We start from the raw sequence: 3,311 nt of genomic DNA on the forward strand, positions 1-3,311 counted from the left end.
ACCGCCCTGAGCACGACTCCCCGGTCTGACGGCACGGGTACCCCGGCTCGTCGGCCCAGGGATGCGACAACTTACGGTACAAGAGCAGAAATCTCCACCCGCCGGTTGGCGGCACGCCCGGCCTCGGTGTCATTTGTCGCCACCGGATGGTCCCAGGCGAACCCCGCAGCCCGCAGGTGTTCCGCGGGCACGCCACGGTCGGACAGATAGCCGGCGGCAGTCTGCGCCCGCAACAGCGACAACGCCTCGTTGACGGCGCGCGGGCCCCGTGTGTCGGTGTGACCTGCCAGCAGCACGCTGAGCTCGCTCTCCCGCAGTACCGCCGCGATCCGATCGAGGTGGACGCGGTCAGCCTCAGTCAGCTCCGAGCTGTTCGTCTCGAACGTGATCCGGTCCTCGGCAACGGCCCCGACAAGACGACCGGTCGCCGGCTGCGCTGTGCCCTCTGTGCCCTCGCCGACCGGTGGGAGAGCCGAGGCCACCGATCGGACGGTGAGACGGTTGTCAAGAGTGGCGGCCGGCTGCGTCTTGCGAGCCCCGGCGAGGAGGTCGGAACCCAACCGGGTCACCTCGTCGCTGTCCCCCACGCTCCCTTCCACGACCACCGAGGAACCCATGATCGTCACCTTGTGCTCACCGGCAACCGCCGTAAGCGTGCGGGTCAGATCCGCAAGGGCGGTGACCGGCGGCGCGGCCGCATCGGGGTCGACCGTCACCTTCCCGGTCAGTGTGGCGGAACTCGCCGCGGCGGCAGCGCCGAGCAACTGCTCACGGGCAGCTCGGTCGGGCACGGTAGCGGTGACGGTGAGCGAGCCACCGTCGACCGCGATCACGAAGGGCTTGGCAACCACTCCGGGTAGCACTGCCGGGACGATGTGAATGTCACTACCCAACGAGACCGACCGTGCTCCGGACACCCGCGCCACCACCTGGCGTGCCGTCTCGGCGTCCGCGACGCTGGGGAACGTGCCGTGGACGGTGGCGTCCCGGCCGTCGAAGCTCACCTGCGCACCGGTCTGGCCGTGCGAGCGCACCGCCAGGACGGCCCGGTCGGAAAGCTCGTCCTCGATCGGCCCGCGCCGCAGGCCGAGCGCCAGCAGCGCAAGCAGCAGCCAGGCGACGACGAGGAACACCGAAAACGCGACAGGATGGGGCCGCTTCACCGCAACCATCTGGGCCAAGGACATCGACATGGTCTCCGCACGGATTCTGGCTGGGGACGCCTTCGGGACGCGCCACCGCCAACGCCTGCGGAGGAACGACCCAACGGCCGACGGGAGCACGGCGAACAACCCGCCGCGGGTCAACTTTCGCACATCGATATGCCCGTGACCTGCACCGGGTCGCCAATTATCCCCGGAGTGGCGCCACGAGTGTCATCCCCGGGGCGGCTCCACGAGCGCCGTGCGCGCACCGCCGGCGCGGACGATCGCGGCCGGTTGGGGTAGGTGTGGCTGGCGCCGGGGCTGCTGGTCGGCCGGACGGTCGGTCTGGTCAGCCGGGTGACCGGTCTGACCGTCGGCCTGGTCGTCGGTCTGGTCAGCCGGGTGACCGGTCTGGTCGACCGGGCGTCCGGGAGATTGCCCCTGTCCGTGCGCGAACCGCATCACGACAGCGGTTACCGCGGCCCCGAGCCCGAGCGCGAGCCAGCCCGCCAGCACGTCCAGCACGTAGTGGTTGGCGGTGGCTATCACCACGAAGACCGTTGCGGCTGGGTAGACGGCGCCGAGCACTTTGGTCACGCGGTGCCGTGCCAGGCGGGCGATGTTCCAACCGCACCACAGCGCCCAGGCGCAGTGCAGGGACGGCATGGCGGCGAACTGGTTGGTGATGCCGCCGAGCCCCTTGGGGGCGGCGCTGGAGTTACCAGCCCACCAGCCCCAGTTGTGGAACGACGCCATCGTGTCGATGAAGCCGGCGCCGGACAGCAGGCGCGGTGGTGCCGTCGGAAGCAGGAAGAACCCGGTAAGGCTGATCACGGTTGCGCACACGATCGTCCAGCGGGCCGCCAGGTAGTGACGAGCGCGTTTGCGATAGAGCCAGGCCAGGACGCTCGGCGTGACGATGAAATGGAGCGTCGCATAGTAGTAACAGCACGCTACGGCAAGGACGGGAACGCCCTGTAGCCAGTGGTTGAGCCCGAGCTCGATATCGAGGTGCAGGTCGGCCTGGATGCGCATGATGTCCCACCCGACCGCGAGCGCGTTGCGGACGGAACCGCCCGCTACCGACCGGGTGGCCGTGTAGGTGTAGTAGAAAACGATGATCATAGCGACTTCGATCCACACCACCGGCAGACCGTTCGACCTGCGGCGTGTGTGGATCATCCGTGCCCTCCCGGTTCCGACCCGGCCTGCCCAGTGGTCCGGTCGTTACGTCCGGGCGCATCTCAGGCGGCAGCCCTCGACTTCGACCATCACTGTGCGTGCCAGCCTTCTCGCCAACACCAGGCCGTCCGGACGACCGGCGGCGCAAACCGGGCTGTTCACCAGGGCGGCATCCGCCCCGACGCCCAGTGGCCGCTGGTCGACGACGTCGGGCCCTCCCTGCCGTCCACCCGCTACCCGATCTCGGGTGGACCTCTTGACCGAGGCTACATTGTCCACGCGGCCGGAAGGTCTGCGTTCTCCCACCCGGCAGGCACAACCAGCGACCTGACCGCGTGCGTTCGCAGCCGATTCACGTTCTCACTCGGCCAGCTCACCCGGCCAGCTCACCCGGCCAGGAGTCGACCGACCAGGCGCCGGTAGGCGTCGGAATCGGCGGGCAGCACCTGGGGGGCGGCCCGCAGGAGCTGGGCGTACCCGAGGTACGCGCTGAACGCCAGGACACCCCGCAGCCTGGCCTCCTGCGGGGAGTACCCGAGCTGGACGAACAGATCCGCGGTGTAGTCGACCCGGCGGGCGGTGACGCGTGCCAGTACCGGCGCGACCGCCGGGTGATCGGCGCTGGCCAACAGGGCGACCTCGGTCCGGTCCCGTTCGGCCACAGCGATCACGGTCGAGAACAGGCTGTGCAGTCGTGTGACCGGATCGGGTTCGCGATCCATCTTGTCGATCACTTCGGTCGTGTACCGGTGCTCCCACCGGGCGAGGGCGGCGACCACCAGCGCGTCCCGGTTGGGGAAGTGCCAGTAGAAGCTGCCCTTGGTGGTGCCGAGACGGACGGCGAGTGGCTCGACCGCGACCGCGGGGACACCGCCTTCGGCTATCGCGGCAAGCGCCGCGTCCGCCCAGTCGTCCGCGGAGAGCCTCGCCCGTTGCGCCACTTCCGTACGGTACCGTACAGTCCCCTTCCATACGGTACCGTAC

General features: G+C 69.4%; 3 protein-coding genes. All 3 read right to left on the minus strand.

Annotated elements, in window-relative coordinates:
* Nucleotides 1-71 precede the first annotated feature (71 nt).
* The 3 genes from DD1DGNOD_RS18425 to DD1DGNOD_RS18435 all read right to left on the minus strand — a co-directional run bounded on the left by DD1DGNOD_RS18425 (nt 72) and on the right by DD1DGNOD_RS18435 (nt 3,268).
* A complete protein-coding gene (locus DD1DGNOD_RS18425; protein ID WP_131767709.1) occupies nt 72-1,193 on the minus strand; it encodes an OmpA family protein in 1,122 nt (373 codons plus the stop codon).
* Nucleotides 1,194-1,376: 183 nt separating this feature from the next.
* Entirely contained in the window at nt 1,377-2,327 is a 951-nt protein-coding gene (locus DD1DGNOD_RS18430; protein WP_131767710.1) for a phosphatase PAP2 family protein, read from the minus strand.
* A gap of 386 nt (nt 2,328-2,713) precedes the next feature.
* A complete protein-coding gene (locus DD1DGNOD_RS18435; protein WP_131770701.1) occupies nt 2,714-3,268 on the minus strand; it encodes a TetR/AcrR family transcriptional regulator in 555 nt (184 codons plus the stop codon).
* Nucleotides 3,269-3,311 lie beyond the last annotated feature (43 nt).

The sequence above is a fragment of the Candidatus Protofrankia californiensis genome, from assembly GCF_900634765.1.
GTDB classification, from domain to species: domain Bacteria; phylum Actinomycetota; class Actinomycetes; order Frankiales; family Frankiaceae; genus Protofrankia; species Protofrankia californiensis.